5 protein-coding genes are annotated in these 7,471 nt (G+C 72.8%); 1 reads left to right on the forward strand and 4 read right to left on the reverse strand.

Annotated elements, in window-relative coordinates; genetic code table 11:
• Positions 1–25: 25 nt before the first annotated feature.
• From VKV23_04075 to VKV23_04090, 4 genes are all read right to left on the reverse strand, one after another.
• Positions 26–1,063: a phosphate acyltransferase gene (locus tag VKV23_04075; protein HLI15218.1), complete on the reverse strand. Its 1,038-nt coding sequence runs from the start codon at positions 1,061–1,063 to the stop codon at positions 26–28.
• Positions 1,064–1,220: 157 nt separating this feature from the next.
• Positions 1,221–2,960, reverse strand: coding sequence for a sulfoacetaldehyde acetyltransferase (gene xsc, locus VKV23_04080; protein HLI15219.1), 1,740 nt, complete (start codon positions 2,958–2,960; stop codon positions 1,221–1,223).
• 74 nt (positions 2,961–3,034) lie between these two features.
• On the reverse strand, positions 3,035–4,153 hold the full coding sequence (gene ald, locus VKV23_04085; GenBank protein HLI15220.1) for an alanine dehydrogenase: 1,119 nt from the start codon (positions 4,151–4,153) through the stop codon (positions 3,035–3,037).
• 26 nt (positions 4,154–4,179) lie between these two features.
• A complete protein-coding gene (locus VKV23_04090; GenBank protein ID HLI15221.1) occupies positions 4,180–5,547 on the reverse strand; it encodes an aspartate aminotransferase family protein in 1,368 nt (455 codons plus the stop codon).
• Between the two features lie 143 nt (positions 5,548–5,690).
• Between VKV23_04090 and VKV23_04095 the strand changes: the two genes are divergently transcribed.
• A complete protein-coding gene (locus tag VKV23_04095; GenBank protein HLI15222.1) occupies positions 5,691–7,193 on the forward strand; it encodes a PLP-dependent aminotransferase family protein in 1,503 nt (500 codons plus the stop codon).
• Positions 7,194–7,471 lie beyond the last annotated feature (278 nt).

The raw sequence follows: 7,471 nt of genomic DNA on the forward strand, positions 1-7,471 counted from the left end.
TCCTCCTCTGCCTGTCCCCCAGGACCTACCCAGGTGGGGCGGCGACGGCGACGCGATCGGTCGCCGGCCGCCTCGGTCGCGGGTCGGCCCTCGCCTGCAGGGCGGCGATCTGCGCCAGCGCGACGACCTCCTCGGTCCGGCAGCCGCGTGACAGGTCGTGCATGGGCGCGGCGAGCCCCTGCAGGACCGGCCCGATCGCGCGCGCCCCGCCGAGGCGCTCCGTGAGCTTGTACCCGATGTTCCCGGCATGCAGGTTCGGGAAGACGAGGACGTTGGCGCGCCCGGCGACGGGCGAGCCCGGCGCCTTGACCGCGGCCACCGCCTCGTCGAGGGCCGCGTCCGCCTGGAGCTCGCCGTCGACGCGCAGGTGCGGGGCGCGAGCGCGCAGGAGCTCCACCGCCTCGCGTACGACGTCGAGGCTGCGGTGCTGGGCGCTCCCCCTCGTGCTGAAAGCGAGCAGGGCCACCGCGGGCGTCTCCCCCGTCAGCAGCTCGTGGCTCCGGCTCGTCTCGAGGGCGATCTCCGCGAGCTGGCGCGCATCCGGCTCGGGCACGACGGCGCAGTCGGCGAACGACAGCACCCGCCCGTCGGCGAGCAGCATGAGGAAGCTGCTCGTGACGGTCGTCGAGCCGTCGCGCAGCCCGACGATCCCGAGCGCGGCCCGGATCACCTCGGCGCTCGGGCGCGTCGCGCCGCCGACGCACGCCTCGACGACGCCGGCCCGCAGCGCGGACGCGCCGACGTAGAGCGGGTCGTCGAGCTGGGCGGCGCGCTCGGCCGGCGGCACGCCCCGGCGATCGGCTGCCTCGTCGTAGGCGGCCCGGACCGCCTCGTGCGCGGCGAGCTCGCGTGCCGCGAGCACCTCGATGGGCGGCGGAAGTGCGCCGCTGGCCGGCGCGACGGCCGCGTCGCGCGCCAGGAGCAGCACGGGCACGACGGCCCCCGCCGTGGCGAGCTCGCGCGCCGCCGCGACGACGCGATCGTCGGCGCCGTCCGCGAACGCGACGCGCACAGGCCGGCCGGCCGTCGTGCGGCGCAGGCGCGTCTCGATGCGCCCGAGCATCCCGCCGGCAGGCTCGGGTCCGGGCGCGAGAGCACCCGGGCGTTTGAGCCGGGCGCTCGTCACCGGCGTACCCGTCCGGGCAACGGCTCGCCGGGCGGCCCGCCCGACGCGCTGCGCCGTGCGCACGCGGCGGCCCTCGACCTCGTCACGCCCGCTCTCAGGAGGCCGCGTTCAGCGCGGCGTACTTCTCGAGCAGCCGCCGCGGCGGCAGGAGCGCGTCCCGGCGGAACGGCTCGGCGAGCTCGGACGGGTCGGTCGCGACGTTGATCACCGTCGGCCGGTTCGATTCGAACGCCTCGGTGATCGCGTACGACAGCTCCGCCTCCTTCTCGACGGAGATGCCGTTCGCGCCCATGGCCTTCGCGACCTGCGCGAAGTCGGGGTTCGCGAGGTTCGTGCCGACGAAGCGGTTGCCGTAGTACTCGATCTGGTTCTTCTTCTCCGCACCCCACTGGCCGTTGTTCCAGACGACCGCCACGACGGGGATCTCCTCGCGCACGGCGGTCAGCACCTCCGCGAGGCTCATGCCCCACGCCCCGTCGCCGACGTGGGCGAGCACGGGAGTGTCCGGGCACGCCAGCTTGGCACCGAGCGCGGCGGGGTAGGAGTAGCCGCAGTTGCCGAAGCTCATCGCGGCGAGGAACTTCCTCGGCTGCTCGAAGTGGACGTAGCTGTTGGCGACCGAGGAGATGTTGCCGATGTCGGTCGTCACGATGGCGCCCGCGGGCAGCGTGTCGCGGATGATCGCGAGCGCGCGCCGGGGGCTGATCGGCTGGCCCTGCCTCGAGGAGAGCGCGTCGAGCTCCTTCGCCCAGCGGAGGCGCTCCTCGGCTACCTGCGCGATGCGGACCTCGTCGCGCCGGCGCGCCGGATCGATGGCGCGCAGCGACTCGAGGAGGGCGCTCGCCGCGGCCCGGGCGTCGCCGCAGATCCCGACGCTGATCCGCTTCGTCAGGCCGAGCACCTTGTGGTCGACGTCGACCTGGACGATGCGCGCCTCCCTCGGCCAGTAGTCGAAGCCGTACTGGGGGAGCGTGCCGAACGGTCCGAGCCTGCACCCGAGGGCGAGGACGACGTCGGCCCGGCTGACGAGCGTCATGGCCGCCTTCGAGCCGAGGTAGCCGAGGGGGCCGGCGGCCAGCTCGTGGCTGGACGGGAAGGAATCCGGGTGGAGGTAGGAGCTGACGACCGGCGCGCTGAGGTACTCGGCGAGGCGCGCCGTCTCCGCGACGGCGTCGGCCTGCACGACGCCGCCGCCCGAGACGATCACCGGGAAGCGGGCGGCGGCGAGCAGTCGCGCCGCCTCGGCGATCGCGGCGGGATCGCCAGCTCCTCGGGCCACGGTCGCCGAGGGGTAGATCTCGTACGTGCCCTCGCCGTAGAAGTAGTCGCGGGGGATGTCGACCTGCACGGGGCCGTGCTCGGCCTTCGCCAGGTAGAACGCCCGCCGGAGCAGCTCGGCCACGCGCTCGGGCCGGTTCACCTGGACCTGCCATCGCGTGATCTTCGAGAAGATCGGGAGCTGCTCGGTCTCCTGGAAGCCGCCCAGCCCGACGCCGAGGCTGCCTGCCGACGGCGTGACGAACACGAGCGGCGTGTGCGCCCAGTAGGCGGCGGCGACGGCGGTGACGAAGTTCGTGATGCCGGGCCCGTTCTGCGCGATGGCGAACGACGGGCGGTTGGACGCGCGGGCGTACCCGTCGGCCATGTGCACGGCGTTCTGCTCGTGCGCCACGGACACGAAGCGGATCCCCGCGACCGGGAAGAGGTCGAGCGCGTCCATGTACGCGGAGCCGACGATGCCGAACGCCGTCGAGATCCCTTCAGCGACGAGGGTCTCGACGAACGCCTCGCTCGCCATCATCTTCGCTGAGTAGCCGAGACGCTGGTCTTCCATGGCCATCTCCTGTCGCTAGAGCTCGCTCGCCCCCGCGCCGACCCGCCGGGCCCGCCCCCGTCGCCCGCGCGCCCTCACGCCGCCATCGCCTCCTCGAGGTCGGCGCACGGCAAGCCGTGCGCCTCGGCGACACCGGGATGGACGACGCGCCCGGAGATCACGTTGACCCCGCCACGCAGCGCCGGATCGGCCAGCACGGCCTGCTCGAGGCCGTTGTTCGCGATCTCGAGCACGTACGGGAGCGTGGCGTTCGTCAGCGCGAAGGTCGACGTGTTCGGGACGGCGCCCGGCATGTTCGCGACGCAGTAGAAGAGCGTGTCGTGGACCGCGAAGACCGGATCGGAGTGTGTCGTCGGCCGGCTGTCGGCGAAGCAGCCGCCCTGGTCGATCGAGATGTCGACGAGGACCGCCCCCCGCCGCATGCGCCGGACGAGGTCGTTGTCCACGAGCTTCGGCGCCTTGTTGCCCGGAATGAGCACGGCTCCGATCACGAGATCGGCCTCCCCGACCGCGCGCTCGATCTCGTAGCGACTCGCGGCCAGGGTGCGCAGGCCTCCCCGGTAGGTCGCGTCGAGCCGGCGGAGCTTGCGCACGTCGCGGTCGATGACGGTGGTCCTCGCGCCCATCCCGGCGCTCACGGCGGCCGCGTTCGTGCCGGCGACCCCGGCACCGAGGATCACCACCTCGGCCGCGGGGACGCCGGGGACGCCGCCGAGGAGCACGCCCCTCCCGCCGGCCTCCCGCTCCAGCCAGTGCGCGCCGACCTGGGGCGCCATGCGCCCGGCCACCTCCGACATCGGGTAGAGCAGCGGCAGCGTGCCGTCGGCGAGCGCGACCGTCTCGTAGGCCACTGCTGCCGTGCCCGACGCGAGCAGGGCTTGGGTGCACTCGAGCGAGGCGGCGAGGTGCAGGTAGGTGAAGAGGATCTGGCCGGCGTGCAGGAAGGGGTACTCGCTCGGGACGGGCTCTTTGACCTTGAGCAGCAGGTCCGCGTCGGCCCAGACCTCGTCGGCCGTCGCGAGGATCTTCGCCCCCTCGGCGGCGAACTCCTCGTCGGGAATCGACGACCCCGCGCCCGCGCCGGCCTGCACGAGCACCTCGTGGCCGGCGCGCACGAGCTCGCGCACGCCCGCTGGGGTGAGCGCGACGCGGTACTCGTCGACCTTCACCTCCGCCGGGACACCGATGCGCACCGCAGCCCCCCGCCGCACCCGTCCCGTCAGCGCTGGAGCGCCCGGGTGGCGCCGTCGAGCACGGCGTCCAGCTGGCCGATGAGCTCGTCGAGCACGTCGCGGTCCGCCACGAGGGGCGGTGCGAGCATCAGCATCGTCGCACCCCGATCGTCCGGTCGCGTGAGCAGGCCGACGCGGCGCATGAGGGCCGGCAGCTCGCGCTGCACGAGCAGGGCGGACTGCTCGGGCGTGAGCTCCGCGCCGCCGTCGCGGTCGCGCATCAGCTCGAGCGCGTAGAAGTAGCCGGTCCCCCGGACCTCCTTCACGATCGCGTGGCGCTGCGCGAGCGACTCCAGCCCGGCTCGCAGGTACGGAGCGTTCTCGGTCACGTTCGCGAGCACGGCCTCGTCGCGAAGCGCCGTGATGTTGGCGATGGCCGTCGCCGTCGCCACCGGGTGCCCACCCCAGGTCGCCCCGTGCGAGAACATCGCGTCCGGTGAGTCGAGGAGCTGCTCGACGAGCGAGCGGCGCACGATGAATCCGCCGAGCGGCGCGTACCCCGAGGTCGATCCCTTGGCGAAGGTGAGGAGGTCGGGGACGACGCCCTCTCGGACGACGCCGAACCAGGTGCCGAGGCGACCGAAGGCGTTGATCACCTCGTCGGCGACGAGCAGGATGCCGTAGCGATCCGCGATGGCGCGCAGCTCGCGCCAGTAGCCCGGCGGCGGCACGAGCGCGCCACGGCTGTTCTGGACTGGCTCGGCGAAGATCGCCGCGATCGTCTCGGGGCCCTCGCGCTCGATCACCTCCACGATGGCCCGGACGCACCCGAGGTCGGCCGCGCTGCCACCCGGCGGGACCTCGGCCCCGAGGGTGTGCGGCACGTGGAAGACGCCCTCGAGCAGCGGTCCGAACGGGGCCCGGTACTTCGGGATGCCCGTGAGCGACAGGGCGCCGAGCGTCGTGCCGTGATACGCCATGTCGCGTGCGATGATCTTGGTGCGCGCCGTGAAGCCTCTCGCCAGGTGGTACTGGCGGACGAACTTGACCGCGGACTCGACGGCCTCCGAGCCGGAGCTGACGAAGAAGACGTGGTCGAGGTCGCCGGGAGCGAGGCCGGCGATGAGCTCGGCCGCCTCGATCGCCGAGGGGTGCGCCGCCGACCAGTTGGTGGCGTAGGCGAGCGTCTGCATCTGCTTCGCCGCGGCAGCGGCGATGTCGCTGCGGCCGTGCCCGATGTTCACGCAGAACAGGCCCGACAGGCCGTCGAGGAAGCGCCGTCCCCGGTCGTCGTAGACGTAGCAGCCCTCGCCTCGCACGATCACCGGAAGCTCCGGGCTGCGCCAGGTCGCGGCGCGGGTGAAGTGCAGCAGCAGGTGCTCCTGCGAGGAGAGACGCACCTTCTCGTGTCCCATGGACGACCCCCGTCCCGGCCGAGACCCCCCCGGACCGGCCCGTGGCTCATCGTACGGAGCAACTGATACCATCACAAGAGCCAGACTTCCTAATTGATTTGGTACCAGTTGCCGGGAAGGTCGGCACGGGGAGGGGCTGGACGGTGACGACGCTGGCCTCGGTCGAGGCGATCTCCTTCGAGCTCGACCGAGGATCGAAGGAGCCCCTCTACCGCCAGCTGCGGCGGCTTCTCGAGCAGCGCTTGCTCTCGGGGGAGTACGCGCGCGGCGCCCGCCTGCCCTCCTCGAGGGAGCTCGCGCTCGAGCTCGGCCTGTCCCGCAACACCGTCAATACCGCCTACCAGGAGCTCGTCGCCGAGGGGTTCCTCGTCGCACGGCCGCGCTCGGGCCTGTACCTGAACGACGAGGTTTCGCTGTCACAGGCCACCGCGAAGGCCGGGCGCGGCGTCCCACCGGCGTCGCTGGCGTGGAGCGGACGCCTCCGGGCCGAGCCCGACGCGGGGATGCCCGAGATCGAGAAGATCTCCGACTGGCAGCACTTCCCCTACCCCTTCATCGCCGGCCAGGTCGAGGTGCGCTCGTTCCCCGTCGCGGCCTGGACGCGGGCGCTGCGCGACGCGCTGGACCCACCGCACCTCCACTACAGCCTGCGCGACGCCATCTCCGCGGACGACCCCCTGCTCGTCGAGATGCTCTGCCGTCACATCCTCCCGGCGCGCGGCATCGAGGCGGACCCCGAGGAGGTTCTCGTCACCGTCGGGTCGCAGCAGGGGCTCTCCTTCCTCGCCCGTGCGCTCCTCGCCCCGGGGACCAAGGTGGCCGTCGAGGACCCCGGCTACCTCGACGCACGCCACATCTTCGTCCGCAGCCAGGCACAGCTCGTGCCGCTCCCGATCGACCAGTCGGGAGTGGTACCCCCACCGGACCTCGCCGGCGTGGGCCTGCTCTACCTCACGCCGAGCCACCAGCACCCGACCAACGCCACCCTGTCCATCGGCCGCCGCCAGCAGCTGCTCCACCTCGCCAGCGAAGCCGACACGCTCGTGCTCGAGGACGACTACGACAGCGAGCTGCGCTACCTCGGCAACCCGAGCCCGTCGCTCAAGTCGCTCGACCGGAGCGACCGCGTGGTCTACATGGGCACCTTCTCGAAGTTCCTCGCGCCCGGCCTGCGGCTCGGCTACCTCGTGGGAGCACGCGAGCTCATCGAGCACCTGCGCGCCGAGCGCCGCTACAGCATCCGGCACCCTGCCGGCCAGATCCAGCGGGCGATGGGCCTGTTCATCCAGTCGGGCCAGTACCACCGGGCCGTCCGTCGACACCGCGCGCTCCTGCGGCGCAAGTGGGAGGCGATGGCCTCGGCGATCGATCGCCACTTCCCCTGGCCGGTCCCGTTGCCGGCCGGCGGCGTCACGGTGTGGGTCGAGAGCCCCGAGCCGCTCGACGGTGCGAAGCTGGCGCGAGAGGCACAGCGCCATGGCGTCATCATCGAGCGGGGCGACATCTTCTTCGCCGACCCACGGGCGGGACGCCACTGCTTCCGGCTCGGCTACTCGGCGATCCCACTCGAGGCGATCGAGCCGGGGATCCGTGTCCTCGGACAGCTCCTGCGCGAGCAGCGACGCACGCGGCGCGCCGAGAGCTGAGGCTCACCCGCCGGCGGCGAGCAGCCGCGGCTCGCGATCGGCCGCGCGGCCGGCGAGCGCCGGTGCGAGTGACCGGGTCCCCGTGCCGGAGTTCCGCAGCACGTAGATACGCGGATGGGCAGAAAGGGCGCGTGAGTAGGGACTTCGTCTCGCAGGCCTCGAGAGCGCGTGTTACTACGCGGCCCGGTTCGTCTCAGCTGGCCTCGCCGAGCTCCGGGGCGGGGGTGAAGTCGTAGAAGCGGGGCGGCTCGGCCACCTCGAGCGCCGAGAGGATGGAC

The sequence above is a fragment of the Acidimicrobiales bacterium genome, assembly GCA_035294085.1.
Taxonomy (GTDB): domain Bacteria; phylum Actinomycetota; class Acidimicrobiia; order Acidimicrobiales; family Bog-793; genus DATGLP01.

Bases quoted from the DNA above. Each gene is read 5' to 3' on its own strand.
- VKV23_04075 (HLI15218.1), bottom strand. From the start codon at position 1,063: ATGCTCGGGCGCATCGAGACGCGCCTGCGCCGCACGACGGCCGGCCGG.
- xsc (HLI15219.1), bottom strand. From the start codon at position 2,960: ATGGAAGACCAGCGTCTCGGCTACTCAGCGAAGATGATGGCGAGCGAG.
- VKV23_04090 (HLI15221.1), bottom strand. From the start codon at position 5,547: ATGGGACACGAGAAGGTGCGTCTCTCCTCGCAGGAGCACCTGCTGCTG.